At 68.9% G+C, this 26,581-nt stretch carries 31 protein-coding genes; 9 read left to right on the top strand and 22 right to left on the bottom strand.

What is annotated here, in order from left to right; genetic code table 11:
* Positions 1–118: 118 nt before the first annotated feature.
* The 4 genes from CIW48_RS30965 to CIW48_RS30980 are packed head-to-tail and all read left to right on the top strand — an operon-like array spanning position 119 to position 7,048.
* Positions 119–2,386, top strand: coding sequence for a response regulator (locus CIW48_RS30965; protein ID WP_149314223.1), 2,268 nt, complete (start codon positions 119–121; stop codon positions 2,384–2,386).
* The gene (gene cheB, locus CIW48_RS30970; RefSeq protein WP_173009464.1) at positions 2,383–3,450 is read left to right on the top strand and encodes a chemotaxis-specific protein-glutamate methyltransferase CheB; all 1,068 of its coding nucleotides are present in this window, start codon (positions 2,383–2,385) and stop codon (positions 3,448–3,450) included. The genes CIW48_RS30965 and cheB overlap by 4 nt, the downstream gene beginning before the upstream one ends.
* Positions 3,447–5,165: a response regulator gene (locus tag CIW48_RS30975; protein ID WP_149314224.1), complete on the top strand. Its 1,719-nt coding sequence runs from the start codon at positions 3,447–3,449 to the stop codon at positions 5,163–5,165. The genes cheB and CIW48_RS30975 overlap by 4 nt, the downstream gene beginning before the upstream one ends.
* A complete protein-coding gene (locus CIW48_RS30980; protein ID WP_149314225.1) occupies positions 5,162–7,048 on the top strand; it encodes a response regulator in 1,887 nt (628 codons plus the stop codon). The genes CIW48_RS30975 and CIW48_RS30980 overlap by 4 nt, the downstream gene beginning before the upstream one ends.
* 426 nt (positions 7,049–7,474) lie before the next feature.
* Here the strand turns inward: CIW48_RS30980 and rplQ are convergent, their stop codons facing one another.
* The 5 genes from rplQ to rpsM all read right to left on the bottom strand — a co-directional run bounded on the left by rplQ (position 7,475) and on the right by rpsM (position 11,082).
* Complete coding sequence (gene rplQ / locus CIW48_RS30985; RefSeq protein WP_043355049.1) at positions 7,475–7,885, bottom strand: 50S ribosomal protein L17; 411 nt, start codon at positions 7,883–7,885, stop codon at positions 7,475–7,477.
* 240 nt (positions 7,886–8,125) lie between these two features.
* Positions 8,126–9,145 carry a DNA-directed RNA polymerase subunit alpha gene (locus CIW48_RS30990; protein ID WP_010686165.1) on the bottom strand — a complete coding sequence of 340 codons (1,020 nt, stop codon included), beginning with the start codon at positions 9,143–9,145 and terminating at the stop codon, positions 8,126–8,128.
* Positions 9,146–9,254: 109 nt separating this feature from the next.
* Entirely contained in the window at positions 9,255–10,127 is an 873-nt protein-coding gene (locus CIW48_RS30995; RefSeq protein ID WP_149314226.1) for an MBL fold metallo-hydrolase, read from the bottom strand.
* Between the two features lie 25 nt (positions 10,128–10,152).
* Positions 10,153–10,542 carry a 30S ribosomal protein S11 gene (rpsK, locus tag CIW48_RS31000; RefSeq protein WP_007557606.1) on the bottom strand — a complete coding sequence of 130 codons (390 nt, stop codon included), beginning with the start codon at positions 10,540–10,542 and terminating at the stop codon, positions 10,153–10,155.
* A gap of 171 nt (positions 10,543–10,713) precedes the next feature.
* The gene (gene rpsM / locus CIW48_RS31005; RefSeq protein ID WP_091789266.1) at positions 10,714–11,082 is read right to left on the bottom strand and encodes a 30S ribosomal protein S13; all 369 of its coding nucleotides are present in this window, start codon (positions 11,080–11,082) and stop codon (positions 10,714–10,716) included.
* Between the two features lie 252 nt (positions 11,083–11,334).
* Between rpsM and CIW48_RS31010 the strand changes: the two genes are divergently transcribed.
* Entirely contained in the window at positions 11,335–11,691 is a 357-nt protein-coding gene (locus CIW48_RS31010) for a hypothetical protein (RefSeq protein ID WP_149314227.1), read from the top strand.
* A 9-nt stretch (positions 11,692–11,700) separates the two neighbouring features.
* Here the strand turns inward: CIW48_RS31010 and CIW48_RS31015 are convergent, their stop codons facing one another.
* The 17 genes from CIW48_RS31015 to CIW48_RS31095 all read right to left on the bottom strand — a co-directional run bounded on the left by CIW48_RS31015 (position 11,701) and on the right by CIW48_RS31095 (position 22,367).
* A complete protein-coding gene (locus tag CIW48_RS31015; protein ID WP_149314228.1) occupies positions 11,701–11,934 on the bottom strand; it encodes a hypothetical protein in 234 nt (77 codons plus the stop codon).
* A 236-nt stretch (positions 11,935–12,170) separates the two neighbouring features.
* Entirely contained in the window at positions 12,171–12,773 is a 603-nt protein-coding gene (locus CIW48_RS31020) for an adenylate kinase (RefSeq protein ID WP_091789245.1), read from the bottom strand.
* Positions 12,774–12,940: 167 nt separating this feature from the next.
* Positions 12,941–14,287, bottom strand: a complete 1,347-nt coding sequence (gene secY, locus CIW48_RS31025) for a preprotein translocase subunit SecY (protein ID WP_149314229.1) — start codon at positions 14,285–14,287, stop codon at positions 12,941–12,943.
* Positions 14,288–14,447: 160 nt separating this feature from the next.
* Positions 14,448–14,951, bottom strand: a complete 504-nt coding sequence (rplO, locus tag CIW48_RS31030) for a 50S ribosomal protein L15 (protein ID WP_149314230.1) — start codon at positions 14,949–14,951, stop codon at positions 14,448–14,450.
* A gap of 10 nt (positions 14,952–14,961) precedes the next feature.
* Complete coding sequence (rpmD, locus tag CIW48_RS31035; protein ID WP_020096280.1) at positions 14,962–15,153, bottom strand: 50S ribosomal protein L30; 192 nt, start codon at positions 15,151–15,153, stop codon at positions 14,962–14,964.
* Between the two features lie 12 nt (positions 15,154–15,165).
* Positions 15,166–15,753, bottom strand: a complete 588-nt coding sequence (gene rpsE, locus CIW48_RS31040; RefSeq protein WP_043355033.1) for a 30S ribosomal protein S5 — start codon at positions 15,751–15,753, stop codon at positions 15,166–15,168.
* A 238-nt stretch (positions 15,754–15,991) separates the two neighbouring features.
* Positions 15,992–16,354, bottom strand: coding sequence for a 50S ribosomal protein L18 (gene rplR / locus CIW48_RS31045; RefSeq protein WP_010686176.1), 363 nt, complete (start codon positions 16,352–16,354; stop codon positions 15,992–15,994).
* 10 nt (positions 16,355–16,364) lie between these two features.
* Entirely contained in the window at positions 16,365–16,898 is a 534-nt protein-coding gene (gene rplF / locus CIW48_RS31050) for a 50S ribosomal protein L6 (protein WP_149314231.1), read from the bottom strand.
* A 23-nt stretch (positions 16,899–16,921) separates the two neighbouring features.
* On the bottom strand, positions 16,922–17,317 hold the full coding sequence (gene rpsH / locus CIW48_RS31055) for a 30S ribosomal protein S8 (protein ID WP_010686178.1): 396 nt from the start codon (positions 17,315–17,317) through the stop codon (positions 16,922–16,924).
* Between the two features lie 10 nt (positions 17,318–17,327).
* Positions 17,328–17,633, bottom strand: a complete 306-nt coding sequence (rpsN, locus tag CIW48_RS31060) for a 30S ribosomal protein S14 (RefSeq protein WP_091789232.1) — start codon at positions 17,631–17,633, stop codon at positions 17,328–17,330.
* Between the two features lie 40 nt (positions 17,634–17,673).
* Positions 17,674–18,240, bottom strand: coding sequence for a 50S ribosomal protein L5 (gene rplE / locus CIW48_RS31065; protein ID WP_091789229.1), 567 nt, complete (start codon positions 18,238–18,240; stop codon positions 17,674–17,676).
* On the bottom strand, positions 18,233–18,547 hold the full coding sequence (gene rplX / locus CIW48_RS31070; RefSeq protein ID WP_012319178.1) for a 50S ribosomal protein L24: 315 nt from the start codon (positions 18,545–18,547) through the stop codon (positions 18,233–18,235). Before rplX ends, rplE begins: the two co-directional genes overlap by 8 nt.
* Complete coding sequence (gene rplN, locus CIW48_RS31075) at positions 18,547–18,915, bottom strand: 50S ribosomal protein L14 (protein WP_010686182.1); 369 nt, start codon at positions 18,913–18,915, stop codon at positions 18,547–18,549. Before rplN ends, rplX begins: the two co-directional genes overlap by 1 nt.
* Positions 18,916–19,484: 569 nt before the next feature.
* Entirely contained in the window at positions 19,485–19,862 is a 378-nt protein-coding gene (locus CIW48_RS31080) for a hypothetical protein (protein WP_149314232.1), read from the bottom strand.
* A 255-nt stretch (positions 19,863–20,117) separates the two neighbouring features.
* Positions 20,118–20,810: an amino acid ABC transporter permease gene (locus tag CIW48_RS31085; RefSeq protein WP_149314233.1), complete on the bottom strand. Its 693-nt coding sequence runs from the start codon at positions 20,808–20,810 to the stop codon at positions 20,118–20,120.
* Positions 20,807–21,544, bottom strand: coding sequence for an amino acid ABC transporter permease (locus CIW48_RS31090; RefSeq protein WP_197739408.1), 738 nt, complete (start codon positions 21,542–21,544; stop codon positions 20,807–20,809). The genes CIW48_RS31085 and CIW48_RS31090 overlap by 4 nt, the downstream gene beginning before the upstream one ends.
* Positions 21,545–21,563: 19 nt before the next feature.
* Positions 21,564–22,367 (bottom strand): ABC transporter substrate-binding protein, encoded by an 804-nt coding sequence (locus CIW48_RS31095; protein WP_197739409.1) that lies wholly within the window; start codon positions 22,365–22,367, stop codon positions 21,564–21,566.
* A gap of 981 nt (positions 22,368–23,348) precedes the next feature.
* On the opposite strand from CIW48_RS31095, the gene rpsL reads away from it, so the two are divergent.
* The 4 genes from rpsL to CIW48_RS31115 all read left to right on the top strand — a co-directional run.
* A complete protein-coding gene (rpsL, locus tag CIW48_RS31100; RefSeq protein WP_007557568.1) occupies positions 23,349–23,720 on the top strand; it encodes a 30S ribosomal protein S12 in 372 nt (123 codons plus the stop codon).
* 128 nt (positions 23,721–23,848) lie between these two features.
* Complete coding sequence (gene rpsG, locus CIW48_RS31105; RefSeq protein ID WP_007557567.1) at positions 23,849–24,319, top strand: 30S ribosomal protein S7; 471 nt, start codon at positions 23,849–23,851, stop codon at positions 24,317–24,319.
* A 30-nt stretch (positions 24,320–24,349) separates the two neighbouring features.
* Positions 24,350–26,425 carry an elongation factor G gene (fusA, locus tag CIW48_RS31110; protein ID WP_149314235.1) on the top strand — a complete coding sequence of 692 codons (2,076 nt, stop codon included), beginning with the start codon at positions 24,350–24,352 and terminating at the stop codon, positions 26,423–26,425.
* A gap of 57 nt (positions 26,426–26,482) precedes the next feature.
* Positions 26,483–26,581, top strand: a 99-nt coding sequence (locus tag CIW48_RS31115; protein ID WP_146221755.1) for a GTP-binding protein, incomplete at its 3' end; no start/stop codon positions are given.

Below are 26,581 nucleotides of genomic sequence, written 5' to 3' on the forward strand. Positions count from 1 at the left end.
CAGCCAGCAGACCGCGGCCGGCACACGCCAGGTCGAGGCCGCCTCCGCCAACCTCACCGAACTCGCCCAGGCCCTCATGGCGCTGGCCGAACGCTACCGGCACTGAGGCGGGCGCCCCTTGGCCGAGGACATTCGCAAGCTCCTGCTCGCCGCTTTCGACGTCGAGCACCGGGAGCACGTCGCGGCGATCCGCGGGGCGCTCGGCAGCGCCACGCCAGATTGGAACGACGTCTTCCGCAGGGCCCACAGCCTGAAGGGGGCGTCGCGCGCCGTCGACCTCCCGGCGGTCGAGGCGGTCGCCCACCGCCTGGAGACGCTGTTCGAGGGCGTGCGCACCGGCGCCACCGCCCTCGACCGCGAGGCGGCCAACGCCGTCCACCTCGTCCTCGACCGGATCGAATCCTACGTCGCCGGTCTCACCGACGGGGCCGGCCCGGACATGCCCCCCGACGCCCTGGCGGCCCTCGGGCGCCTGCTCCGGCTTCCGGGCGAGGCGCCGCCGGCATCCTCTCCCGCTCCACTGCCGGATCCGGCCCCGACTTCCCCCGCCGCGCCCGCAGCCCCGCCGGCCGCGACCGCGCTGCCGGCCGCGCCGGCACCGGCCGCACCCGCGCCGAAGCCCGGCTCCGAGCCCGCGGAGGCCTCCGCGGCGATCCTGCGGGTGCCGGCGGAGGCCGTCGAGGTGCTGGCGCGGGCGAGCCACGATCTCGCCAGCACCCTGGCGGGCCAGGCGCCCGCGGCCGACGGGCTGGCGCGGCTCGCCCGCCTCGCCCGCGACCTGCGTCTCGGCGCCGAGGCCCTCGCGGCGGGGGCGGATGGGGAGCGGCCGGAATGGCGCGCCTTCGCGGCGCGTGCCGGCACGTTCGCCCGGGAGGCCGCGGATCTCGCCCGGCGCCAGGCCTCCGCGACCAGCGCGGTCGAGGGGGCCGCGACCCGCGTCCGCGCCGCTGCCGAGCGTCTGGCCCTGGTTCCGGCCGAGACCGTCCTGGCTCCGCTCGCCCGGTCGCTGCGCGAGACCGCCCGCGAGCAGGGCCGGGAAGTCGATATCGACCTGCGCGGCCTCGAATTGCCGGTGGAGCGCGGCACGCTGCAAGCCCTGAAGGATCCGCTGCTCCACGCCCTGCGCAACGCCTTCAGCCACGGCTGGGAGGCGCCGGAGGTGCGCCGCGCGGCCGGCAAGCCGGAGGCGCTGGGCCTCGGGCTCGAGGTCGCGGTGCGCGGCGCCCGCCTGCAGGTCACCGTGTTCGACGACGGGCCCGGGCCCGACCTCGCCCGGATCGAGGCGACGGCCCGGGCGCGCGGCCTCCTCGGCCCCGCGGCCGCCGCCGATCCGGAGACCCTGCTGCGCCTCGTCTTCGAGCCCGGTTTCTCCACCGCCGAGGCGGTCGATACCCTGTCGGGACGCGGTTACGGCCTGTCGGTCGCGGCGGACGCGGCCCGCCAGCTCATGGGCAGCGTCCGCCTGGAACCGCGCGATCCGGCCGGCACCGCCCTGGTCTTCAGCCTACCGCTCTCGGCGGCCCGGCGCAGCCTGCTGCTGGTCGAGGCGGCCGGGCGCAGCTACGCGCTGCCCGGGGGCGCCGTGGAGCGCCTGCTGCGCCTGCGGCGGAGCGAGCTGCCGGTCGCGATGGGCCGGACGATCGTGCGGCTCGGCACGGGCGATGCGGCGACGAGCCACCCGGTGACCGACCTCGCCGCGATCCTCGGACAGGTCGCCGATCCGGCCGATCCCGGCATGCTGACCGCCGTGGTGCTGCGGACCGGCGGCGGCCGTCTGGCCCTCGCGGTCGATCGCCTGCACGACGTCCGGTCGTTCCTGGTCCTGCCGGCGCCCGCCTTCGGGGCCGATCCGGGCCTGATCGCCGGCACGGCGGTGCTGCACGGGGACGTGCCGGTCCTCGTCCTCGACCCCGAGGGGCTCGCGGTGCGGGCTCTGGCCGGGGCATCGGGCGGTCCGCTCGGAACGATGGCGCCGGCTCCACGTTCGACGACTCACGCCTCGCCGAGCGCGTCCGCACGCGCGACGATCCTGGTCGTCGACGATTCGATCACCACCCGGACCTTGGAGAAGGGAATCTTGGAAGCCGCCGGCTACCGCGTGGTCGTCTGCGTCGACGGGCAGGATGCCCTCGACCGGCTGCGCGCCGAGATCGAGCCCGTCGACCTGATACTCGCCGACGTGGAGATGCCGCGGCTCGACGGCTTCGGCCTCCTCAAGGCCCTGCGGGCCGATGAGCGTTTCGCCCGCCTTCCGACGATCCTGATGACCTCCCGCGGGGACGCCGCCGACGTCGCCCGGGGCCTGGATCTCGGCGCCGATGCCTATCTGACCAAACAGAAGTTCGACCAGCGCCAGTTGCTGGATACGATCGGGCAGCTCCTATGACCCCCGTCCGTGTGATGCTCGTGGAGGACAGCCTCGTGGTGCGCGAGCTGCTGCGCCACATCGTCTCCCGCGATCCCCGTCTCGAGATCGTGGCCGCGGTCGCCTCCGGCGAGGAGGCGCTCGATAAGCTCCGGACGGTCCGGCCGGACGTGATCTCGATGGATATCCGCCTGCCGGGGATCGATGGGCTGGAGACGACGCGCCGGATCATGGCCGAGAACCCGACCCCGATCGTCGTGGTGGCGGATTCGGTGGAGGATTCCTCGCTGCGCATCTCCATGAACGCGCTGCGGGCCGGGGCCCTGTCGGTGGTCGAGAAGCCGGTGGCGACCACCCATGCCGGCTACGAGGGTGTGGCCGGCGAGATCTGCACCCAGCTGCGGATCATGGCCCAGGTTCCGGTCATCCGCCGCCGCCCGATCGGCACCGAATGGGCGGGCCGCGCCGGCGCCGCGCCCTCCGCGCCACCGTCCGAGCTGCCCGGTCAGGCCCCGAGCCTCCTCGGCATCGCCGCCTCGACGGGCGGTCCCCCGGCACTGGCCCGGGTGATCGGGGCCCTGCCCAAGGATTTCCCGCTGCCGGTGCTCGTGGTTCAGCACATGGGCGCGGCCTTCATGGACGGCTTCGCCAACTGGCTCGACAGCGTCGTGGCCCTGCCGGTGGCACTCGCCCAGGACGGGGAGCGGGCCGAGCCCGGTCGCGTCTACGTCGCCCCGGGCGACCGCCACCTGGAGATCGGTTCGGGTCGGATCCTGCGGGTGATCGAGTCCGCGCCGGTCTCGGGCCAGCGCCCGGCGGCCACGGTGCTGTTCCGCTCCATGGCCCGGCAGTCGGGCGCCTCCGGCATCGGCGTGCTGCTCACCGGCATGGGTGAGGACGGCGCCATCGGTCTCGCCGACATGCAGAAGGCCGGCGCCCAGACCGTGGCCGAGCATGAAAGCACGGCCGTCGTCTACGGCATGCCGGCGGCGGCGGTGCGCCTCGGGGCCGCGCGGGCGGTCCTCCCCCTCGATCGCGTCGCGGACCACGTTCTGCGCCTCGTGGATTCGGGGGTGCGACCTTGACCGAGACCGGCACGGCCTTGGTGCCGGCCCGGATCCTGCTGGTGGAGGATTCCGAGACGCAGGCGCTGGAACTGCGTCTGCTGCTGGAAGCGCACGGATTCGCGGTCGAGCGCTGCCCCTCGGCCGAGACCGCCCTCGACCACCTCAACCACAGCCAGCCCGATCTCGTGGTGGCCGATTACCACCTGCCGGGCATGAACGGCGACGAGCTGATTCGGCAGATGCGCCTGTCCCTGCGCACCCGGGCCCTGCCCGTCCTGATGCTGACCGGCGGCAGCGGCGGCGAGCGCCAGGGCCTCGAGAGCGGTGCCGACGCCTATCTGCCGAAATCCGCCGACCGCGACCTGATGATCCTGCGCATCCGCGCCCTGCTGCGCGAGCGCCGCCAGACGAGTGACGGCGAGGGGCCGGGCGCGGCCGCATTCCGGCGCGGGCGGATTCTGGTGATCGACGGCAGCGCCACCTACCGCACCTTCCTCGCCGGCGTGATGGGCCAGGACGGGCACCATGTGACGAGTGTGGACGGGCCGGAGGCGGCGCTGGCCGCCCTCGACGCGGCGGCCGGTGACGAGGCCTTCGACTGCGTGACGGTCGATCTCCTGGGACATGCCTATGACGGCCTCGCCCTGTGCCGGGTGATCAGCCAGCGTCGCACCGGACAGGCGGCGGGCGCCGGCTTCCACCTCGTCGGCATCGCCGGCAGCGATCCGGCCAAGGACTTCCTGGTCGAGGCCTACGCGGCCGGGGCCGACGACGTGGTCTCGAAGACCGACGCCGAGGTCCTGGCGCTGCGGGTGCGCGGCTTCGTGCGACGGCGCCTGCTGGAGGAGGACGACCGGCGCATCGCCGGCCAGTTCGGCGAGCGTGAGCGGGCGGTGGAGCGCGCCCGTGCCGAAGCGGAGGCTGCGGAATCCCGGGCGCGTCTCGCCGACGCGCTGGAGCGGGCCAACCGCGACCTCGCCGACGCCAACCGCCAGCTGACCGAGGCGCAATCCAAGCTCGTTCAGGCCGCCAAGATGGCATCGCTGGGCGAATTGGTTGCCGGCATCGCCCACGAGATCAACAATCCGCTGGCCTTCATCCTGGCCCATCAGGGCACGGTCGAACGCCTGCTCGGTGAATTGCCGGATGCCGCGCCGGAGGCGGCCGCCCGCGCCATCGACAAGGCGCGCCAGCGCGTCGGCTCCATGCGGATGGGGCTGACACGGATCCAGGACCTGGTCCTGAATCTGCGGAAGTTCTCGCGCCTGGACGAGGGGGAGCGCGCCCTCGTCAACGTGCCGGAGGCGATCGAGACGGTCTTGGCCCTGATCCAGCACAAGCTCGGGGACCGCATCACCGTGGAACGCAGCTTCGCGGGCCGCTCCGAAATCCACTGCACCCCGGCGCTGCTCAACCAGGTGGTTATGAACATCCTGGGCAACGCCGCCGACGCCATGCCGAAGGGCGGCACGATCCGGATCACGACTCAGTCGAGCCCGGATCTCGATGAGATCCAGATCAGCGATACCGGTCCCGGCATCCCGGATACGCTGCGCGAAAAGATCTTCGAGCCGTTCTTCACGACGAAGCCCGTCGGATCCGGTACGGGCCTGGGTCTTGCGATTGCATACAGCGTCGTTCAAGCGCATAGCGGCTCGCTCACCGTGGAGACGGCCCCGGGTGGGGGAGCCTGCTTCGTGATCGGGATTCCGCGGCAGGCGGCCAGTGCATGAGTGACGGTACGGCAGGTGTAGGGACGATCCTGGCCGTCGACGACGAGCCGGACATCCTGATCGCCCTTGAGGACCTGTTCGAGGATTCCTACCGGGTCCTGACGACTTCGCGCCCGGCCGAGGCGCTGGAGATCCTGCGCGCCGAGCCCGACATCGCCGTGGTGCTCTCGGATCAGCGGATGCCCGGCCTGACCGGCGATGCCCTGCTCGCCGAGGCCCGCACCTTCCACGACGCGCAGGCGATCCTGCTGACCGGTTATGCCGACATCACCGCGGTGATCGCCGCCCTCAATCGCGGCGGCATCGTCGGCTACGTCACCAAGCCGTGGGATGCCGGCCTTTTGCGCTCCACCGTCCGGCAGGCCTTCGAGCGCCACCGCCTGGGCCGGGACCTCGCCACCGAGCGGGCGCTCCTGCGCGGCCTCCTCGACCATGCCCAGGACGCGATCAGCTTCAAGGATGCCCAGGGCCGGTTCGTGCGGCTGAACGCGCGCAAGGCCGCCCTCCTCGGCCGCGACATCGTCGATTGCCTCGGACGGCGCGAGGGCGAACTCCTCGGCCCGAAGGCGGAGGCGGTGACGGCGGCGGATGAGGCGGCGATCCGGTCCGGCGGGGTCGCCGAGAGCCTCATCAGCGACGGACCGACCGGCGCCGAGCAGTGGAGTCACGTGACGCGGGTGCCGATTCGCGACGCGGGCGGCACGATCAGCCATCTCGCGATGATCGAGCGCGACGTGACCGAGCAGCGGACGCTCGAGGCGCGGCTGCGCCAGTCCGACAAGATGCAGGCGCTGGGCACCCTCGCGGGTGGCATCGCGCACGATTTCAACAACCTGCTGACCGCGATCCTCGGCAGCCTCGAACTCGCCAGCCCGAAGGTCGCCGATCAGCCGCGGGTCCAGCGCCTGATCGAGAACGCCCGCGGGGCGGCCGAGCGCGGCGCCTCGCTGACGAAGCGCCTCCTCAGCTTCAGCCGCGCCCACGACCTGCAGGCGCGTGCCGTCGACGTGAACACCCTGATCACAGGGATGAGCGACCTGTTCGGGCGCAGCCTCGGCGGCCTCGTCACGGTCCGGACCGACTTGCAGGCCGGGCTTCCGGCGGTCCAGGTCGATCCGGACCAGCTCGAACTCGCCGTGCTCAACCTCTGCATCAATGCCCGGGACGCCATGCCGGAGGGAGGCGACATCACGGTGGCGACACGGCTGCTCAGCATCAGCGGCGATCCCGAGATCGCCGACGGCGCCTATCTGGGCATCAGCGTCACCGACGAAGGTACCGGCATACCGGAGGAGATCCTGCGGCGGGTCTGCGAGCCGTTCTTCACCACCAAGGCAGTCGGCCAGGGGACGGGTCTCGGGCTCGCCATGGTGTTCGGCCTCGCGCAGCAATCCAAGGGCCGGCTGGTGATCGACAGCGTGGTCGGCGAGGGCACCCGCGTCGAGCTGGCTTTGCCCTTCGCCGGTCAGGCGCCCGAGCAGGCAGCCGTCGCCTCCGGCGCCATTCCGGTCGCGGGCCGCCGTGCCCGCATCCTGATCGTCGACGACGATCCGCAGGTGCGCCACGTGACGGCGTCCTTCCTCGCCGGCTTCGGCCACAGCACCACGGAGGCTGGCGACGGCGAGGCCGCCCTGCAGCTCCTGAAGGGCGGCAGCTACGATCTCGTCGTCGCCGATCTGGCCATGCCGGGCATGAGCGGCATCGAACTGGCCGCCGAGATCCGTGACCGGGATCCACGCCTGCCGGTCCTGATCCTGACGGGCCACGCCGACGCCATGCAGATCCCTGCGGACCTGCCGGTGCTCGCCAAGCCGTTCCGCTCGGCCGATCTCTCAGCCCGGGTCGCCACCCTGCTCGACGGCGCGGCCGGGACTTCGGTCTGAGGGGCTTGCAACCAATTGGTTGCCGGCTCATTCTCCCTTCGTGGGGCCCGCGGGCCCCGGGATACGAAGAGGAGGTGGACCATGAGCAATCACGGCATCTTCCCGCGCCGCAGGCGTGACAACGAACCGGACCAGGACGGTCCACCGGACGAGTTCCGGCAGGGATAGGGGTTTTCGGAGCGCGGCGCGGTCGAGTTCCCGGCCCGTCCGATACGGGCCGCCAGGGCGAGCTCCCGCGACCATCCGAAACGTGGACCCTGCTTCAGACCCGTCGGCGCGAGCCGGCGGGTTTTCTTATGTGTCGCCTGTCATTGCGCCCAGCGAGGCAGCTCGGGGCGGCCCACGGCGCCGAAATGCGCGAAGCCGCCCCGGGTTGATCCGGGACGGCTTCGCGATCGACGGGAGCGTGGAGACGCCCGGTGAGGCTCAGGCGGCCTCGGCGACCTGGCTCGGACCGGAATCCTTGCCGCGGGCCTCGACGTCGCGGTCGACGAACTCGATCACCGCCATCGGGGCGTTGTCGCCCTGGCGGAAGCCCGCCTTCATGATGCGGCAATAGCCGCCCGGGCGACCCTTGTAGCGCGGGCCGAGCACCGTGAAGAGCTTCTTGACCATGTCGGCGTCGCGCAGCTGCGCCATGGCGAGACGGCGGGTGTGCACGCTGTCGATGCGGCCGAGCGTGATCAGCTTCTCGACGACCGGGCGCAGATCCTTCGCCTTCGGCAGGGTGGTGATGATCTGCTCGTGCTTGAGCAGGGCAACCGACATGTTGGCGAACATCGCCTTGCGATGCTCGGCGGTGCGGTTGAAACGGCGACCGCGGTAACCGTGACGCATGTGCTGGCTTCCTTCTCGTCTCGGCCGCCGTGCCACGGTACGGCCGGATGCCCCAGGAACGGGGCGGTTGATTCCGCATGACCCCGCGGCGGGAACTCCAACCCTAAGCCCTCATCCTGAGGTGCTGCGCAGCAGCCTCGAAGGAGGGCTCCAGGACTCGCTGTGGCAGCTGGAGGCCTCCTTCGAGGCCTCCGTCGCGCTCCGGCACCTCAGGATGAGGACGGAGCGCGGGAGGACGGCCTAGTAATGCTCCTCGAAGCGCTTGGCGAGATCCTCGATGTTCTCCGGCGGCCAGCCGGGGATGTCCATGCCGAGGTGCAGGCCCATGCCGGCCAGCACTTCCTTGATCTCGTTGAGCGACTTGCGGCCGAAGTTCGGGGTCCGCAGCATCTCGCCCTCGGACTTCTGGATGAGATCGCCGATGTAGACGATGTTGTCGTTCTTCAGGCAGTTCGCCGAACGGACCGACAGCTCCAGCTCGTCGACCTTCTTGAGCAGCGCCGGGTTGAAGGGCAGCTGCGGCGCGAGCGGTGCGGCCTCTTCCTTGCGCGGATCCTCGAAGTTCACGAAGACCTGCAGCTGGTCCTGGATGATGCGCGCCGCGTAGGCGAGCGCGTCCTCCGGCGAGACCGCGCCGTTGGTCTCGACCGTCATGGTCAGCTTGTCCTTGTCGAGATCCTGGCCCTCGCGGGTCGTCTCGACGCGGTAGCTGACCTTGGTGACCGGCGAGAACAGCGAGTCGACCGGGATCAGGCCGATCGGCGCGTCCTCGGGACGGTTGCGCTCGGCCGGGACGTAGCCCTTGCCGGTGGCGACCGTGAACTCCATGCGGATCTCGGCGCCGTCATCCAGCGTGCAGATCACGAGATCGGGGTTCAGGATCTGGATGTCGCCGACCGTGCCGATGTCTCCGGCGGTGACGAGGCCCGGGCCGGTCTTGCGCAGGGTCATGCGCTTGGGCGCATCCGTCTGCGAGCGGATCGCGATGGTCTTGATATTGAGGACGATGTCGGTGACGTCCTCGCGCACGCCCGGGATCGACGAGAACTCGTGCAGCACGCCGTCGATCTGCACCGAGGTCACGGCCGCGCCCTGGAGCGACGACAGGAGCACCCGGCGCAGGGCGTTGCCCAGCGTCGTGCCGAAGCCGCGCTCGAGCGGCTCGGCGACGACCGTGGCGACCCGCTTCGGGTCGTCGCCGGTCGTGACCTGCAGCTTGTTCGGCTTGATCAGTTCCTGCCAATTCTTCTGAATGACCACGATCCTACCTCTCGTCCTTGCCCGGGATCCGCGACGACCGTCCCCCGCGCTTCGGCCGTCCGGCGCCGCCCCCTGGCGCCCCGAACGGTCCCTGAATGTCTGTCCGTCGTTACTCGCCGTCGACCCACAGCACCGGCACGAAGCTGTAGCCAGCCCCGTCCCGGTCCACGGTGCCGAGCGCCGGGAATTCGAGATGGCCACCGGCGATGAGCGTCCGCTCGCTTGCCACCTCGTCCAGGATCCGCTTGCGCGTCTCCCGCGCCTGATCGCCGTCGACATCGAAGCCGACGCCGGCCTCCGGGTTCTTGAACTGGATCGCCGGCAGGTGCACCACGTCGGTCCACATCAGCAGCGACTGTCCACCGGATACGATGCGGAAACCGCAATGGCCCGGCGTGTGGCCGGGCAGGTGGACCGCCGTGATCCCCGGAAGAACCTCGCCGCCCCGGTGCTCGCGCACCCGGCCGGCATAGGGTGCGAGCGCCTTGCGGGCGCCCTCGAAATAGGGCTTCGCGGCCTCCGGCGCCTGAGCCAGGGCGGCGTCCGGGAGCCAATGCGCCGCCTCGTCGGCATGCAGCACGATCTCGGCATTCGGGTAGCGCGCTGCGCCGTCCTTCACGAGCCCGCCGACATGGTCGGGGTGCAGGTGGCTGACGAGCACCGTGCCGATCTCCTCGGGCGTCACGCCGGTGAGCGCCAGCGCCGCACCGGCCCGGCCCAGGGTCGGTGCCGGCGCGAGGTCGCCGTAGCCCGTGTCGATCAGGGTCGGCTTGAGGCCGGGACCGGTGATCAGGAAGGCGTTCAGCGTGATCTTGGGCTGCTCGGTGCGGAAGCCCGCCCGCTGAAGCCGTGCGGCCTCTTCCTTGGAGATGCCCGTGACGAGATCGAGGCTGGCCTGAAACCAGCCGTCGTTGAGCGCGGTGACCGTGAGGTCGCCGAGGTTCCAACGCAGCACGCCCGGAAGCGGCTTCGATCCCGTCATGAGCTTCTCCGTCACCAGGCTTCGATCAGACGCGGCGGCGCTTGCGCGGGCGGCAGCCGTTGTGCGGGATCGACGTCACGTCACGGATCGAGGTCACCGTGAAGCCCGCGGCCTGAAGGGCGCGGAGGGCCGACTCACGGCCCGAACCCGGACCCGAAACCTCGACCTCGAGGGTGCGCATGCCATGCTCGGACGCCTTGCGGGCGGCATCCTCGGCGGCGACCTGAGCGGCGTACGGCGTCGACTTGCGCGAGCCCTTGAAGCCCATCGCGCCGGCCGACGACCACGAGATCGTGTTGCCCTGCGCGTCGGTGATGGTGATCATCGTGTTGTTGAACGAGGCGTTCACGTGGGCGACGCCCGACACGATGTTCTTGCGTTCGCGGCGGCGGACGCGTTGCGGTTCCTTGGCCATTCTGGTCTCACTCTTCCTTCAAGCGCGCCCGTAATGCCAGGCGCTCGGGATTCTTATGGTACTTGGCCGATCGGCCCGTTCAGGGCCGCCGAGCCAAAGCCGGGCACCCTGTGGGACACCCGGCGCGACGGGAAGGGGGCCGAGCGGAGCCCAGCCTCCCGATCCCAAAAATTACTTCTTCTTGCCGGCGATCGGCTTCGCCTTGCCCTTGCGGGTGCGGGCGTTGGTGTGGGTGCGCTGGCCGCGGACCGGCAGCTGCTTGCGGTGACGCAGGCCGCGATAGGCGCCGAGATCCATGAGGCGCTTGATGTTCATCGAGACGTCGCGGCGCAGGTCGCCCTCGACGAGGTAGTCGCGATCGATTGTCTCGCGGATCGAGAGAACCTCGGCGTCGGTCAGCTGGTTGACCCGACGCTCGGCAGGGATGTTCACCTTCTGGGTGATCTCCTCGGCCTTCTTGGCGCCGATGCCGTGGATGTACTGAAGCGCGATGACGACGCGCTTGTTGGTCGGGATGTTGACGCCTGCGATACGGGCCACGATCACTCTCCATGTAAGGCCCGATGATCCGGGCCGGTGTCATGCGCGTCCGGTGGAGGCCGGCCCCTGCGCACGTGAAACGACGACGCGGCCCGCGGGCGGCCCTGGACAGGGCACCTCGGACCATCGCGCGGTTGGACGAAGGAGGGCCTGCTAGCGCGCGGGAGGCCCGATGTCAACGCGGTGTTGCCGGTTCGGCGCGCCCATCTGCATCGTGTGCCAGGCCGAGGCCTGCGTGATCGAGGAGCGTGGATGTCCCTATTGACCAGCGACGGCGCCACCCTGCGGGCCTTCGCCGATGCGGTGTTGCGGGCCGCCGACGAGACCCTCGACGAGGTCGTCCCCGTGACCCTGGCTGTCATCGGCGGCGTGCTGGCCGAGGCCGAGCCCGGCTCAGCGGCCTTGCAAAGCGCGGATGATGGGCCAAGCCTGCTCTGGGCCACCTTTGCCGGGCGCCGGATGGTGTTCCGCTACAACGTCATGACGGCCATGATCGAGATGCGCGAGGACACCACCGACGGGTATCCCCTTCGCCTGTTCGGTCACCGGTCCCTGGCAATGGACGTCGTCAATTTCTTCGGCACGCTGCGTCGCGAGGGCCGGCTCTGACCCTTCGCCTCAGCGGAAGCCCTGATTCCGCAACCGGCAGTAGCCGCCCATATTCTGGTAGCCGGCCGGGCAGTGGCGGACGCAGGCTCCGGCCGCGAACTTGAGCGGCGGCCGGCAGGCGTGGCGGAACTGCTTCTGCCCGTACACGAAGGATTGGGCCGGGCTCTGCGCCGCGGCCGGGAGGGCCGGGAGCGCAAACGCGAGGGCGAGGGCAGCTGTCGTAACGGCAAGGCGCAGGGTCATGGTGCTTCCGATCGATGCTGCGTCACTCGAACGATCGACATAGCGGGCATGTCACCACCCGGTCGACCGGATCGCCATCGGGCAGTTCTGCTCCCGCGGGTGGTGTGACCGATGCCGAAGGCGCACTGCCCTGTCGTCACGAGGTTGCGCTCACGCGGCTACCGCACGCTGTGCTTGCCGCCCTACCCTGCCGTCGCTGTGAGCGGACAGGGCACCGGTGGTGCCTCAATTGGTGATCAGGACGCGACCCGCTCCTCGTGCGGCTCCAGGACGGCCATCAGGTCCGCGGTAACCTTGTCGATCGGCTGCATGCCGTCGACGGTCTTCAGCATGTCCTTCGCGGCGTAATAGGCCGACAGCGGCGCCGTCTGGGCGCGATAGGCCTCCAGGCGCTGCTTGAACACCTCGGGAGTGTCGTCCTTGCGCACGGCCTGACCGCGGGCCAGGGTCTCAGCCGCGCGCTTCTCGATCCGGCCAACAAGGGCGTTCTCGTCCACCTTCAGCTCGATGACCGTGGAGAGGCTCAGACCCTTGCCGGCAAGCATCTCGCTGAGTGCCTCGGCCTGGGCGACAGTCCGCGGGAACCCGTCCAGGATGAAGCCGCGGCGGGCATCCGGCTCCTCGATCCGGTCGGCGACGATGCCGACCACGATCCGGTCAGAGACGAGGCCGCCCGATTCCATCACCGCCTTCGCCTCGAGGCCGACCGGTGTGCCGGCCGCCACCGCCGCGCGCAGCATGTCACCCGTGGAGAGCTGCGGGATGCCGAAGCGCTGCACGATCCGCTCGGATTGCGTTCCCTTCCCCGCACCGGGCGGCCCGAGCAGAATGATACGCATGGCGTTGTCCTCGTTCGGCCCAGTCTCGGTGGGCACAAGCCGTGGTGGCGAGGCCTCCCTGGCATCGCCGGATTCGGGGATTTCTAGCCGGTCCCGGGCGCGGAGACACCCGGACCTTTGGGCCAGAGACGGGAGAAGCTTGGTGTCGTCCCGCCTCTGTAGCAGGCCTAGCGGCGGCGTTGCGTGGTCGAGGCGCCACGCAGCTTGGCCTTCTTCACGAGGCCCTCGTACTGGTGGGCCATCAGGTGCCCGTGGATCTGTGCCACCGTGTCCATGGTCACCGAGACCACGATGAGCAGCGAGGTGCCGCCGAAGCCGAGGCTCGCGGCGGCATAGGACGAAAGGATCTCCGGGCACAGGCACACGAGGGTCAGGTACAGGGCGCCGATCACCGTGATGCGGGTCAGCACCTTGTCGATGAAGGCCGCGGTGCGCTCGCCCGGGCGGATGCCCGGGATGAAGCCGCCATGCTTCTTCAGGTTGTCGGCCGTCTCCTGCGGATTGAAGACCACCGCAGTGTAGAAGAACGTGAAGAAGATGATCAGCGCCGCGTAGAGCACCATGAACAGCGGCGTGCCGTGGCCGAGATAGGCCGTGACCGTGCCGAGCCAGCCGGTGGCGCCACCGTTGGCCGAGAAGCTCGCGGCGGTGGCCGGCAGCAGCAGCAGCGACGAGGCGAAGATCGGCGGGATCACGCCCGAGGTGTTGAGCTTGAGCGGCAGGAACGAGGTCTGGCCCTCGTACATGCGGTTGCCGACCTGGCGCTTCGGGTAGTTGATCAGGAGGCGGCGCTGGGCCCGCTCCATGAAGACGATGAAATAGACCAGCGCCACGGCGGCGACGCCCACGCCCAGGATGATCGCCGGCGACAGCGCGCCGGTCCGGCCGAGTTCGAGCGCGCCCGCGATCGCCACCGGCAGGTGTGCGACGATGCCGGCAAAGATGATCAGCGACGAGCCGTTGCCGATGCCGCGCGAGGTGATCTGCTCGCCGAGCCACATCAGGAACAGGGTGCCGCCCGTCAGCGTGATCACGGTCGAGGCGAGGAAGAACGGGCCGGGATCGATCGCGGCCGAGGAGCCTTGAAGGCCGATGGCGATGCCCCACGACTGGACCAGCGCCAGCACCACCGTGAGGTAGCGGGTGTACTGGTTGATGACCTTGCGGCCGGACTCGCCCTCCTTCTTCAGGGCCTCCAGGCTCGGGATCACCGAGGTCAGGAGCTGCACGATGATCGAGGCCGAGATGTAGGGCATGATGTTCAGGGCGAAGATCGCCATGCGCTCGACGGCGCCGCCCGAGAACATGTTGAACAGGCCCAGCACGCCCCCGGCCTGCTGCTGGAAGTTCCGGGCGAACTGCTCCGGGTCAATCCCGGGGATCGGGATGTACGTGCCCAGCCGGAACACCACGAGGGCGCCGAGCGTGAACCAGATGCGCTTCTTCAGCTCATCGGCCTTGGCGATCGCACCGAAATTGAGGTTGGCGGCAAGCTGCTCGGCGGCTGAGGCCATAAGCGTCGCGTCCTGGAAGTGTCGCCGGGCGATCGGCACCCGGATGAAATGAAAACGGCGGCCCGCGTGGTCGCAGGGCCGCCGCTCGAAGGATCGGCTTATAGGGAGCGCGGAGCCCGTGCAACGGGTCCCCGGGTCGCTCCCGCAGCGTTCGCTCCCGTCAGGCCGTGGCCGCCTCGCTGCCGCCGCGGGTGGAAGCACCCTGGGCGTAGACGACGCTGACCGAGCCGCCGGCCTTCTCGACCGCCTCGACGGCGGACTTGGAGGCGCGGGTGACCTCGAAGCTGAGCTTCGCGGTCAGCTCGCCGACGCCGAGCAGCTTCACGCCGTCGCGGGGACGGGCGATGATGCCGGCCTCGACCAGGCTCTGCACCGTCACGGTGGCGGCCTTGTCGAGCTTGCCCGCGTCGATCGCCTCCTGGACCCGGCCGAGATTCACCTCGTTCAGGTCCTGGGCGTAGAGGTTGTTGAAGCCGCGCTTCGGCAGGCGCCGATGCAGCGGCATCTGACCGCCCTCGAAGCCCTTGATGGACACGCCGGTCCGGGCCTTCTGGCCCTTCACGCCGCGACCCGCGGTCTTGCCCTTGCCGGAGCCGATGCCCCGGCCGACGCGCATCCGGTCCTTGGTGGCGCCGGGATTGTCGCTGATCTGGTTGAGCTTCATCGGAACCTCCTCACGCCACGTCGCCGTGGACGCGCACGAGGTGCGCAACCTTGCGGATCATGCCGCGCACGGAGGGGGTATCCTCCAGCTCGGACACGCGGTGGAGCTTGTTGAGCTTCAGGCCGATCAGCGTCTGGCGCTGGCTGGCCTCGCGGCGGATCGGCGAGCCGATCTGCTCGATGCGGACGGTCTTCTGTGCCATCGGACCCTCCCCTTACGCGACCGCGGCTTCGGACTGGTCGGCCGGATCGGCATCGCGGCGGCGCGACTGGAGGGTCGACACCTTGATGCCGCGGCGGGCCGCCACGGAGCGCGGGCTGTCCTCGTTCTTGAGCGCCTCGAAGGTGGCGCGCACGAGGTTGTAGGGGTTGGACGAACCCAGGGACTTGGCGACGACGTCCTGCATGCCGAGCGTCTCGAACACGGCGCGCATCGGGCCGCCGGCGATGATGCCGGTACCCTGCGGGGCCGCGCGGAGGATCACCTTGCCGGCGCCGTGGCGGCCGTTGACGTCGTGGTGCAGGGTCCGGCCCTCGCGGAGCGACACGCGGATCAGGCCACGCTTGGCCGCCTCGGTCGCCTTGCGGATGGCCTCCGGCACCTCACGGGCCTTGCCGTGGCCGAAGCCGACGCGGCCCTTCTGGTCGCCGACGACGACGAGGGCCGCGAAGCCGAAGCGACGGCCACCCTTCACCACCTTGGCGACGCGGTTGATGTGGACGAGCTTGTCCACGAACTCGCTGTCGCGCTCCTCGCGATCATCGCGGCGGCCGCGGCCCCCGCCTTCACGTTCACGTGCCATGTTTCAATCCGTTCATCTCACTGGCGCAGGCCCGTAGACCCGCTCGCTCGATTCCCCTCCCGCCAATCTCGGACTTGCCCGAGATTGGCCCTTGCCTGCTCAGATCGGCCAACCCCGGTCTGAGTGGGAAGGGGCTTGGGGCGGGGGTGTCGCAGGACCCGGCGTGCCGGTTCCTTCTGATCCACCCCCACCTCCGGCTCCTCCCCGCAAGGAGGAGGAGCGAGGCCCGTTGGCGGCCTTAGAACTCCAGGCCACCCTCGCGGGCGGCCTCGGCCACGGCCGCGACACGGCCGTGATAGATGTAGCCGGAGCGGTCGAAGATCACCTTCGTGACGCCCGCGGCCTTGGCGCGCTCGGCGACCAGCTTGCCCACCGCCTTGGCGGCGGCGACGTCGGCGCCGGTCTTGAGTTCGCCCTTGAGTGCCTTGTCGATCGACGAGGCGGCGGCCAGCGTCTTGCCGGCGACGTCGTCGATGACCTGCACGTAGATCTGCTTCGACGAGCGGAACACCGAGAGCCGCGGACGGCCATTGGCGGCCGCCCGCAGCGCGCGGCGGACGCGCGCCTTGCGGCGATCGAGGGCTTCGAGCTTGCGAGACATGATGCCCTCCTTACTTCTTCTTGCCTTCCTTGCGGAAGATGAACTCGCCCGCATACCTCACGCCCTTGCCCTTGTAGGGCTCGGGTCCGCGGTAGTCGCGGATCTCGGCGGCGACCTGACCGACCTGCTGGCGGTTGATCCCGGAGATCGTGATCTCGGTGGGCTTCGGGGTTGCGATCGTGATCCCGGCCGGGATCGCGTACTCGATGTCGTGGCTGTAGCCGAGCGACAGCTTGAGGGCCTTGCCGGCCATCGCCGCGCGGTAACCGACGCCGGTGATCTCGAGCTTCTTCTCGAAGCCCTTCGACACGCCTTCGACGATATTGGCGATCTGCGCCCGCGACGTGCCCCACAGGGAGCGCGCCGGCTTGGACTGGTTGACCGGCTCGACCGCGATCGCGCCGTCCTTCATCGCCACGTTGACGAGCGAGGGGACCACGAAGGACAGCTCGCCCTTCGAACCCTTCATCTTCACCGTCTGACCGGTGACCGTGGCGGTAACGCCAGCCGGCACGGGGACCGGCTTCTTGCCTACGCGAGACATGGGAAAACCTCCTTATGCCCCGATCAGAACACGGTGCAGAGCACTTCACCGCCGACGTTGCGCTCGCGCGCCTCGTGGTCGGCCATGACGCCCTGCGGGGTGGAGACGATGGTGACGCCGAGGCCGTCGGCGACGTGCGGCAGCTCGCCGACCGACGAGTAGACCCGGCGGCCCGGCTTCGACACGCGCTTGATCTCGCGGATCACGGGGCGCCCGTCGTAGTACTTGAGCTCGATGGCGAACTCGGTGCGGCCGTTGCCGAGGTCGGTCGCCGCGTAGTCGCGGATGTAGCCCTCGGACTTCAGCACGTCGAGGACGCTGGCGCGCAGGCGCGAGCCGGGCGTCTGGACGACGTTGCGACGGCGCAGCTGGCCGTTGCGGATGCGGGTGAGCATGTCGCCCACGGGATCGTTGACCATGGGGACCTCCTTACCAGCTCGACTTGACCAGACCGGGGATCAGGCCCCGGTTGCCAAGCTCGCGCAGCGCGACGCGCGAGATGCCCATCTTGCGGTAATAGGCGCGCGGGCGGCCGGTCATGCCGCAGCGGTTGCGGATGCGGGTGGCCGACGAGTTGCGCGGCAGTTCCGCGAGCTTGAGGCGCGCCTCGAAGCGCTCCTCCATCTCGAGGCCATCGTTGTTGGCGATCTCGAGGAGCGCCTTCCGCTTGGCCGCGAAGCGCTTCACCAGCGCCTTGCGGGCCTCGTTCTTCTCGACTGAGCTTTTCTTCGACATGTGGTCTATCTCCGGTGTCCGCGTCTGAAGCCCGAGGGCTTCACTGCCGGAACGGGAACTGGAAGGCGGCGAGGAGAGCCTTGGCCTCGGCATCGGTCTTGGCGGTGGTCGCCACGACGATGTCCATGCCCCAGGTCTGCTCGGCCTTGTCGTAGGAGATCTCCGGGAACACGAGGTGCTCCTTGAGACCGAGGGCGTAGTTGCCGCGGCCGTCGAACGAGCGCGGGTTCAGGCCGCGGAAGTCACGCACGCGCGGCAGCGCGATCGTGATCAGCCGGTCCATGAACTCGTACATGCGCTGCTTGCGCAGGGTCACCTTGCAGCCGATCGGCATGCCCTCGCGGACCTTGAAGGTCGCGATGGCCTTGCGGGCCTTGGTGATGACCGGCTTCTGGCCGGCGATGAGGGCGAGATCGCCCGCAGCCACCGAGGCCTTCTTCGAATCCGCGGTAGACTCGCCGACGCCCATGTTGATCACGATCTTCGTGATCTGGGGCACTTCCATGGGGTTCTTGTAGCCGAACTCCTCGATCAGCTTCTGGCGAACCACTTCCTCGTAGTGCTTGCGCAGACGGGGGGTGTAGGCGTTCTTGTCGGCCTCAGCCATCGATCTGATCCCCCGTGGTCTTGGCGAACCGGACCTTGCGCCCGTCTTCGAGGATGCGGAAACCCACGCGGGTCGGCTTGCCGTTGGCGTCCGCGACCGCGATGTTCGAGAGCTGGATGGCGGCCTCCTTGGAGATGATGCCGCCTTCCTGGTTCTGGGTCTGCTTCTGGTGCTTCTTGACCAGGTTGATGCCGCGCACGAAGGCCCGGCCTTCCTTCGGCAGAACCTGGATCACCTCGCCCGACCGACCCGAATCGCGGCCGGTGAGCACGACGACCTTGTCGCCCTTCTTGATCTTGGCAGCCATCACAGCACCTCCGGAGCCAGGGAGATGATCTTCATGTGGTTGCGGGCGCGAAGCTCGCGCGGCACCGGTCCGAAGATACGGGTGCCGATTGGCTCCTTCTGATTGTTGATCAGGACCGCGGCGTTCTTGTCGAATCGGATGACCGAACCGTCGGCACGCTTCACGTCCTTGGCGGTGCGGACGACGACCGCCTTCATGACGTCGCCCTTCTTGACGCGACCGCGCGGGATCGCCTCCTTGACCGAGACGACGATGACGTCGCCCACGCCGGCATATTTGCGCTTCGACCCGCCGAGAACCTTGATGCACATCACACGGCGTGCACCCGAGTTGTCGGCGACGTCCAGATTCGTCTGCATCTGGATCACGTGCGTGACTCCTTGTTTCAGGCGGGTTTCCGCACACGGACGGTATTGCCCGGCGGACGACGCCTGATGGGGACCTGACGTCCCCGGCTCATGTGTTCGACCGCGCTGGCGGTGTCATACGACACCGGCGCGGTCACCGCGTTCACAGGGTGCGAGCACCCATCGAAATTCTCGCGAAGGCCGGGCGGATACTACGGGCGGCCCGCGATGGCAAGCCGAACGGCGCGAAATCGTTCGTCCCGGGTGGGTGGTATGATCCAGCTCGGAGGCTGGTTCGCGTCGGCGCGGCCCGCGTGGCGCTTCGCGCGCCGCATGCGGAGCGGCGGTCCCGCCGGCCCGTTGTCCGGGAGCGTGCCACCAGTCCCGGAATCGTTCCCCGAACGGATGGAGCGAGGCGGAACCGGGCGCGAGACCCAGCCGGCGATTCGCCATGGAGCGGCATGCGAATCCGGATCGCGCCGGACGTGGCGCAACCCGAACCGGGATCAGCGTGCCGGTTCGCCTATCCCGACGTGCAACGACCGGCACGCCCCTCGGCGCACCGGTCGCAAGGCTTGCACGGGCCGGGATCAGGCCGGCTGGCCGGCCGATTCGAACAGGAAGCCGTCGAGGCTCGGGATCGTCACCGCCGCGCCGCTCGCCGGCTTCGACAGGCGCCAGGGCCGCTCCGAGCGGGCGCGAATGGCCTCGGACGGGCGGAGCCGCCGCATGAGGCCGTCCTCGCCCACCTCTTCGATCGCCAGGAACCCGTAGACCTGGAGCCGGGAGGCCGTGAGCTTCATCCCGCGATCCTCCGCGGCAACGACCATGCTGCCGGTGGCGTAGAGCGCGTCCAGCAGGGACCGCTGCTCGCTGCGGCGCCGGTTGCGCGCCTCCCGCTCTCCCGGTGCCTGAGCGGGGACGGCCCGCCGGAACGGAACGACGTTGCTGACCGCGACGCAACCCATACGCAACACCCTTGACGCGAACTTGAGCGGCGTCCCGGCCGCTCGTTGATCGCGACAATTCGACGGAGGCCTTTAATTCTCCGTAGACCCCGATGGCGCTCTCCTGCCCCGATCCGGCACGCCCCGTGCGGCAACCCGGCAGGATTTGCCGCTTCGCAACCGACGCCGAGGATACGCCTCCGACCCGTCCGCTGGCCCGCGGACCTGATCGTCTGCCGGCGCCCGGACCGGCGACGACGGGTCTAAGCGGCCGTGTCAGGCTCGATGGACCGTCGCCGAGCGCGTCCGGGCGAGCCGGGAGGCCAGCCCGTCGAGGGACACGCACAGGATGCCGTAGACGGCGCCGACGAACAGGAAGATCTCGGCGGGGTGGATCATGGCGCGGTTGTTCACCTGCGCGGCCACGAAGGAGAGTTCGGGCACCCCGATCACGTAGGCGAGCGACGTGTCCTTGATGAGCGCCGTCCACTGATTGACGAACGAAGGCGCCATCGCCCGTAGCGCCTGCGGCAGGACGATGAGCCGCAAGGTCGGCCAGCGGCCGAAGCCGAGCGCCAGGCCGGCTTCCCACTGGCCGCGGCCGACGCTCTCGATCCCCGCCGCCACTCCGTAGGACAGGTAGGCACCCCCGACGACCGACAGGGCTGCCACCACGGTCCCGATCTCGGGGACCGACAGGCCGAACAGGATCGGCAGCAGGAAGTAGAGCCAGAAGATCAGCAGTACGATCGGGATGGCCCGCAAGAGGCCGAGCCCGACCGCGAGAGCGGCGCGGGTGGCACCGGCGCTCATCGCGAGACCGAGGCCCAGGATCAAACCCAGCACGGCCGAGATGAGACCGGACAGGCCGGAGAGAATCAGAGTCAGGGCAAGCCCGCCGATCGGCCCGTCGGGCCAGGCCCCGACCAGCAGGTAACCGAGATTGTCTGTGATGACCGACAGAGTCATCGCCGCGAACCTGCCGGGCGGGAGCGGCGCGCCAGGGTTTGCCCCGCCATTTCCACCGCCGCCGCCGCGCCGACATACAGCAGCGTCGCGATTCCGAAGGCCTGGAAAGTCTTGAAGGTCTCCGTCTCGACCTGCCGGGATGCGTAGGATAGCTCCGCTAGACCGATCGTCATGGTCAGCGACGTGTTCTTGATCGTGTTCAGGTACTGGCCGACGATCGGCAGCCAGGCGAGGCGCAGGGCCTGGGGAAGCACGATGTGGCGGAAGGCCTGGACCGGCGTGAGGCCGAGGGCGCGGGCCGCCCCCCGCTGGGCCGCACGGACGCCGTTGATCCCGGCGCGGGCCTCTTCGGCGATGTAGGCGCCAGCGTAGAGCGTGAGCCCGCAGAATCCCGCCAACGTCTCGTAGGCAGGCCAGTGCAGGGCGCCGACACCCAGGTTCAGGGCATGCGGCGTATTCAGCCAGACGGTGATCGCCCGCGGAAGAAGGGCGGCCGCCGCGAAGTACCAGACGAAGAGCTGCACCAGCAGCGGGGTGTTGCGGACGAGACCGACATAGCCGGTCACAACGCGCCGCCCCGCTTCGCCGCCCACTTCGCGCAAGCTGCAGGCCGCGAGGCCCAGCGCCGTGCCCGCAAGGCAGACGGCGGCCGACAGGGCCAGGGTCATTCCGAAGCCCTGAAGCAGCCAGGCGAGATAGCGGGGCGCCAGAAGATCGCCGACCAGCTGATCCACTTCCGCAGCTCCGCCTCCGCTAGAGGGGGTCGCCGATCCGGAACAGGCGCGGCAGCGGCTGCTCGGTCTTCGGCCCGAACCAGCTTTCGTGGATCGCCGCCGCCTTTCCGCTCGCCTCCAGGCCGCGCAGGGTCTCGTTCACGAGTTCCCGCAGTCGTGTTTCGCCTTTCGGGATGCCGATGCCGATATAGTCGTTGGAGATGCTGAAGGGCGGGATCTCGTAGTTCTCCCGGTCCGGCACCTTCGCCAGTAACCCGACGAGCTTCGGCCCATCCTGCGTGATCGCCTGGACGTTGCCGTTGCGCAGCGCCGTGAACGCGAAGGGTGTGTCGTCGAAGGCGACAACGGTTGCCTTCGGGAAGTCGCGGCGCAGCACAATCTCATTGGTCGTGCCCTTGTCGGCACCGATCCGGAGTCCGTTCAGCTGGTCGGGCGAGGACAGGGTGCCTTTCTTTGCCAGGAACTGCTGGCCGGAGGCGAAGTACGGGATGCTGAAATCGAGCTGCCTGGCCCGCTCCTCGGTGATGGTGAAGTTCGCCAGCACCAGATCGACCTTGCCGGAGGTGAGCAGCGGGATGCGATTGGCCGGGTTGGTCGGCCGGACCTCCAGCTTCACGCCGAGCTTGTCGGCGACGGCCTGCGCGTAGTCGAGATCGAGTCCGGTGATCCGCTTCGCCGCCGGATCGACGAAGCCGAAGGGCGGATTGCTGTCGAAGGCGGCCACACGCAGAATGCCGGCCTTCTTGATGTCGTCGAGACGGTCGGCTTGAGCGGCACCCATCGACAGGAACGTTGCCAGGGCGAGGGCGAAGAGACGGCGCACGGGTATCTCCATTGTCGTCGGCGAACACGATTCGGCCCGGCCAGCGATGACGAACGATCCTCGATCGTACCGACCAAGTCGAGCGGTCGACCATCGAAGATCTTCTTGCCCGACTCGTCCGAGCACTGGCAGTGTTCTATGAAGGTGTTGCCGCGATCAACGGACCGGATTTTCTTTCTTTATCGGATCTGGAGCAAAGAACGCTGGTGTCGCGTCGGAGAACGCGGTGGATCTTTCTCCCGGGGGGCGAGGCCGTCCCTGTGGCCGCGCTGAGATCCCAGAGCCGGCAGGGCGCCGGAGACGCAGAGTCAGATCGGCGCCCTGCACCGTTTCCAGCCAAGGACGCCGCGCGCCACGCCCGCGCCGTCATGGCAGGCCGCCGCCGGCCCGACCGAAACCCGGCGAGATGCAGGCACCCTCGCCGTGCGCGTGACGCCGCTTCAAATTGCGCGCCTGCGCCATGTCCCTCGACACTGGAACCCGCCGGCCACTCCAATAGGACGAGCGCGATTCGTCGGAGGGGTTTCGCGATCCTGACCGCATTCCATTCCGGATCGGCGCTCCGACGGGCTGTCCTGATCGGTGCTGCGTCATCGCTGCTGCGTCAGGGACCCGCCGCGGCGCAAAGAGCGGCCAATCGCGCGCCTTGACCGAACCTTAACCTCCGCCGCGGCGCAGTTTTCTGCCGCGACCGCATTGACCTCCGGGGCAACGGCGGCTAGAAGCGCGCCACTTCGGACGGCCATCGGCTGCCGACGGCCCTTGGGCGTACCCCCGGACGCTGTCGCAATCGCCCCGAGCGCTCCGAGGGTTCAAATCGCCTGACGCTTGAGTCAGATCCGTAGGTACGAGCGCGTTCGTTTCGGACGTGCTCCTCTGCCCACACCGCGCCGAGGGTCCGTGACAGGCCCTCCGGCGCATATTCGTTTTGCGGATTGCCCAGTGCAGTCCGGCCTAGGTGACCGAGGAAGAGGGCACAGGATGCCGACGATCAACCAGCTGATCGCCCAGCCGCGGAAGATCCAGCGGAGCCGCAACAAGGTTCCGGCGCTCGACGCTTGCCCGCAGAAGCGCGGCGTCTGCACCCGGGTCTACACGACGACCCCGAAGAAGCCGAACTCGGCGCTCCGCAAGGTCGCCAAGGTCCGCCTCACCAACGGCTTCGAGGTGATCGGCTACATCCCGGGTGAGGGTCACAACCTTCAGGAGCACTCCGTGGTCATGATCCGCGGCGGCCGCGTGAAGGATCTTCCGGGCGTGCGCTACCACATCCTGCGCGGCGTGCTCGACACGCAGGGCGTGAAGAACCGCAAGCAGCGCCGTTCGAAGTACGGCGCCAAGCGTCCGAAGTAAGTCGGCCGCCCGGATTTTTCCCGGGCGCCGGTCTGCGTTTCCACGGCCTCGCAAGGATGTCGCCGGCCTCACGGCTCAGGCGGCCTGCGCGGGGCGCTTAAGATCTTTTCGTTCGAGAGTCTCTGAAGATGTCCCGTCGTCACTCTGCCGAGAAGCGTGAGATCATCCCGGACCCGAAGTACGGGGACGTCGTGCTCACGAAGTTCATGAACTCCATCATGTACGAGGGCAAGAAGTCGACCGCCGAGCGGATCGTCTACGGTGCCTTCGACATCGTCGAGAACCGCGCCCGCGCCAACCCGATCGAGGTGTTCCGCGCCGCCCTCGACAACGTCGCCCCGATGATCGAGGTCCGCTCCCGCCGCGTCGGCGGCGCGACCTACCAGGTCCCGGTCGAGGTGCGCACCGAGCGTCGTCAGGCCCTGGCCATCCGCTGGCTGATCCAGGCGGCCCGCTCGCGCAACGACCGGACCATGATCGAGCGCCTCTCCGCCGAGCTGCTCGACGCCGCGAACAACCGCGGCAACGCCGTCAAGAAGCGCGAAGACACGCACCGGATGGCGGAAGCCAACCGCGCCTTCTCGCATTACCGCTGGTAAGCGGTTCCGCCGTCTCTCAGGAGCAATCCGATGCCCCGCACGCACGCGATCGAGGACTACCGCAACTTCGGCATCATGGCCCACATCGATGCCGGCAAGACCACGACGACCGAGCGGATCCTCTACTACACCGGAAAGTCCCACAAGATCGGCGAGGTCCATGAGGGCGCCGCCACCATGGACTGGATGGCGCAGGAGCAGGAGCGTGGCATCACGATCACCTCGGCTGCGACGACCTGCTTCTGGCGCGACAAGCGCCTGAACATCATCGACACCCCCGGCCACGTCGACTTCACCATCGAGGTGGAGCGCTCGCTCCGCGTGCTGGACGGTGCCGTGTGCGTGCTCGACGGCAACCAGGGCGTCGAGCCGCAGACCGAGACCGTGTGGCGTCAGGCCGACAAGTACGACGTGCCGCGCGTCGTGTTCGTCAACAAGATGGACAAGATCGGCGCCGACTTCTTCAAGTGCGTCGCCGACATCATCGACCGCGTCGCCGGCAAGCCCGTCTGCCTCCAGCTGCCGATTGGTGCCGAGTCCAACTTCCAGGGCGTCATCGACCTCATCAAGATGAAGGCGATCGTCTGGTCCGGCGAGGCGCTCGGCGCCAACTTCGACGAGGTCGAGATCCCGGCGGAGCTGAAGGACCAGGCCGTCGAGTACCGCACCAAGCTGGTCGAAGCCTGCGTCGAGCTCGACGACGAGGCCATGGCCGCCTACCTCGACGGTAACGAGCCGGACGAGGCGACCATGCGGCTTCTGGTGCGCAAGGCCGTGCAGCTGCGCGCCTTCCACCCGGTGCTGTGCGGCTCGGCGTTCAAGAACAAGGGCGTGCAGCCGCTCCTCGACGCCGTCGTGGACTACCTGCCCTCCCCGGCCGATCGCGGCGAGATCAAGGGCATCGACTTCAAGACCGAGGAAGAGACCGTCCGTCACCCGACGGATTCGGATCCCTTCTCCATGCTCGCCTTCAAGATCATGGACGATCCCCACGTCGGCACGATCACCTTCTGCCGCGTGTATTCCGGCAAGGTCGAGACCGGCGCCAACGTCCTGAACTCGTCGCGCGACAAGAAGGAGCGCGTCGGCCGCATGCTCCTGATGCACGCCAACAACCGTGAGGACATCAAGGAGGCCTTCGCGGGCGACATCGTCGCCCTTGCCGGACTCAAGGATACCCGCACCGGCGACACGCTCTGCGACGCGCAGAAGGCGGTGATCCTCGAGAAGATGGAGTTCCCCGAGCCCGTCATCGAGATCGCCGTCGAGCCGAAGTCGAAGGCCGACCAGGAGAAGCTCGGCATCGCGCTCTCGAAGCTCGCAGCCGAGGACCCCTCCTTCCGCGTCTCCACCGACCAGGAATCGGGCCAGACCATCCTCAAGGGGATGGGCGAGCTCCACCTGGACATCAAGGTCGACATCCTGCGCCGCACCTACAAGGTCGACGCGAATATCGGTCAGCCGCAGGTGGCCTACCGCGAGAAGCTGACCCGCCGTCAGGAGATCGACTACACGCACAAGAAGCAGACCGGCGGTACCGGTCAGTTCGCCCGCGTGAAGTTCGTGGTCGAGCCGAACGAGCCGGGCGCCGGCTTCTCGTTCGAGTCGAAGATCGTCGGCGGCGCGGTGCCGAAGGAATACATCCCGGGCGTCGAGAAGGGCCTGAACTCGGTCCTCGGCGCGGGCGTGCTCGCCGGCTTCCCGGTGGTCGACGTGAAGGTCGAGCTGATCGACGGCGCCTACCACGACGTCGACTCGTCGGCGCTGGCCTTCGAGATCGCCTCCCGCGCGGCCTTCCGTGAGGCCCTGCAGAAGGGCGGATCGGTCCTGCTCGAGCCGGTGATGAAGGTCGAGGTCGTCTCGCCGGAAGAGTATACCGGCTCGGTCATCGGCGACCTGAATTCTCGCCGCGGCCAGATCCAGGGCCAGGACATGCGCGGCAACGCCAACGTCATCAACGCGATGGTGCCGCTGGCCAACATGTTCGGCTACGTGAACCAGCTGCGCTCCTTCTCGCAGGGCCGCGCCAACTTCACGATGCAGTTCGACCACTACGAAGAGGTGCCGCGCGGCGAGGCCGACAAGGTCATCGCCAAGTACGCCTGAGGCTCACGCCTCAGCATCTCTTCTTCCGCAACACGAATTCGAATTTAGGAGGCTCTGATGGGCAAGGAAAAGTTCTCCCGCACCAAGCCGCACTGCAACATTGGCACGATTGGTCACGTTGACCACGGCAAGACGTCTCTGACGGCGGCGATCACG

Origin of the sequence: Methylobacterium sp. P1-11 (assembly GCF_008329595.1) — a bacterium.
In the GTDB taxonomy this organism is placed as follows: domain Bacteria; phylum Pseudomonadota; class Alphaproteobacteria; order Rhizobiales; family Beijerinckiaceae; genus Methylobacterium.

What these genes read in the sequence shown, in the direction of transcription:
- cheB (WP_173009464.1), top strand. Translation starts at nt 2,383, where the DNA reads ATGACCCCCGTCCGTGTGATGCTCGTGGAGGACAGCCTCGTGGTGCGC.
- CIW48_RS30980 (WP_149314225.1), top strand. Translation starts at nt 5,162, where the DNA reads ATGAGTGACGGTACGGCAGGTGTAGGGACGATCCTGGCCGTCGACGAC.
- rplQ (WP_043355049.1), bottom strand. Translation starts at nt 7,885, where the DNA reads ATGCGTCACGGTTACCGCGGTCGCCGTTTCAACCGCACCGCCGAGCAT.
- CIW48_RS30995 (WP_149314226.1), bottom strand. Translation starts at nt 10,127, where the DNA reads ATGACGGGATCGAAGCCGCTTCCGGGCGTGCTGCGTTGGAACCTCGGC.
- rpsK (WP_007557606.1), bottom strand. Translation starts at nt 10,542, where the DNA reads ATGGCCAAGGAACCGCAACGCGTCCGCCGCCGCGAACGCAAGAACATC.
- CIW48_RS31010 (WP_149314227.1), top strand. Translation starts at nt 11,335, where the DNA reads ATGTCCCTATTGACCAGCGACGGCGCCACCCTGCGGGCCTTCGCCGAT.
- CIW48_RS31015 (WP_149314228.1), bottom strand. Translation starts at nt 11,934, where the DNA reads ATGACCCTGCGCCTTGCCGTTACGACAGCTGCCCTCGCCCTCGCGTTT.
- CIW48_RS31020 (WP_091789245.1), bottom strand. Translation starts at nt 12,773, where the DNA reads ATGCGTATCATTCTGCTCGGGCCGCCCGGTGCGGGGAAGGGAACGCAA.
- secY (WP_149314229.1), bottom strand. Translation starts at nt 14,287, where the DNA reads ATGGCCTCAGCCGCCGAGCAGCTTGCCGCCAACCTCAATTTCGGTGCG.
- rplO (WP_149314230.1), bottom strand. Translation starts at nt 14,951, where the DNA reads ATGAAGCTCAACCAGATCAGCGACAATCCCGGCGCCACCAAGGACCGG.
- rpmD (WP_020096280.1), bottom strand. Translation starts at nt 15,153, where the DNA reads ATGGCACAGAAGACCGTCCGCATCGAGCAGATCGGCTCGCCGATCCGC.
- rpsE (WP_043355033.1), bottom strand. Translation starts at nt 15,753, where the DNA reads ATGGCACGTGAACGTGAAGGCGGGGGCCGCGGCCGCCGCGATGATCGC.
- rplR (WP_010686176.1), bottom strand. Translation starts at nt 16,354, where the DNA reads ATGTCTCGCAAGCTCGAAGCCCTCGATCGCCGCAAGGCGCGCGTCCGC.
- rplF (WP_149314231.1), bottom strand. Translation starts at nt 16,898, where the DNA reads ATGTCTCGCGTAGGCAAGAAGCCGGTCCCCGTGCCGGCTGGCGTTACC.
- rpsH (WP_010686178.1), bottom strand. Translation starts at nt 17,317, where the DNA reads ATGGTCAACGATCCCGTGGGCGACATGCTCACCCGCATCCGCAACGGC.
- rpsN (WP_091789232.1), bottom strand. Translation starts at nt 17,633, where the DNA reads ATGTCGAAGAAAAGCTCAGTCGAGAAGAACGAGGCCCGCAAGGCGCTG.
- rplE (WP_091789229.1), bottom strand. Translation starts at nt 18,240, where the DNA reads ATGGCTGAGGCCGACAAGAACGCCTACACCCCCCGTCTGCGCAAGCAC.
- rplX (WP_012319178.1), bottom strand. Translation starts at nt 18,547, where the DNA reads ATGGCTGCCAAGATCAAGAAGGGCGACAAGGTCGTCGTGCTCACCGGC.
- CIW48_RS31080 (WP_149314232.1), bottom strand. Translation starts at nt 19,862, where the DNA reads ATGGGTTGCGTCGCGGTCAGCAACGTCGTTCCGTTCCGGCGGGCCGTC.
- CIW48_RS31085 (WP_149314233.1), bottom strand. Translation starts at nt 20,810, where the DNA reads ATGACTCTGTCGGTCATCACAGACAATCTCGGTTACCTGCTGGTCGGG.
- rpsL (WP_007557568.1), top strand. Translation starts at nt 23,349, where the DNA reads ATGCCGACGATCAACCAGCTGATCGCCCAGCCGCGGAAGATCCAGCGG.
- rpsG (WP_007557567.1), top strand. Translation starts at nt 23,849, where the DNA reads ATGTCCCGTCGTCACTCTGCCGAGAAGCGTGAGATCATCCCGGACCCG.
- fusA (WP_149314235.1), top strand. Translation starts at nt 24,350, where the DNA reads ATGCCCCGCACGCACGCGATCGAGGACTACCGCAACTTCGGCATCATG.